This window comes from Oleiphilus sp. HI0132, from assembly GCF_001635845.1.
In genome coordinates, this window is sequence record NZ_LWGJ01001531.1 from 1 (window position 1) to 613 (window position 613).

Annotated in this window: 1 protein-coding gene; it reads left to right on the forward strand. The window is 43.2% G+C overall.

What is annotated here, in order from left to right; genetic code table 11:
• Positions 1 to 613: hypothetical protein (locus A3766_RS31480; protein ID WP_197479707.1), on the forward strand; the 613-nt coding region annotated here is incomplete at both ends.

Genomic DNA, 613 nt, shown 5'->3' on the forward strand with positions numbered 1-613 from the left:
TCATTGCAACGGTAACTGTTGAGTATGAGGATGGTTCAACTGCAACGACAACTACGACATCTGATTCAATTGCCGTTCTGGGTGGACTTCCTGACCAAGACAGCTTTACTTTATCTGTAGAGACCTTTAACCCTCGTGGTTGGGATATTTCTGGAACAACTTCTCGAATGACTGTGCGCGCAGGTGACCGCTTTAATAATGAGGCTAGAGATGGTACTCAGGTTTCTTTTGTGACAACCGGTGGTCAGATAGTGGGTTCCTGTGAATTAGATAGTGGCTTTTGTTCAGTTGATTGGACAAGTTCGAATCCGCGTCCCGATAACGGTTTAGTGCATATTATGGCACGTACGACTGGAGAGGAGTCATTTATTGATGCGAACTTGAATGGTCAATATGATTTAGGTGAAGTCATAGATGTCGAACTGGACGAAGCTTATATCGATGTTAACTATAATGGTGTGCGTGATGATAATGAGTTCTACTCAGATTTTAACAATAATCAGGTATACGACACTAAGACTAATCCGGGATTTTATCAGGGGGCAAGTTGTACTGAGGCAGCTGAAGAACCTTCGGATCCTGATGACCCTAATTCTCCGTATCATTGTGAGTC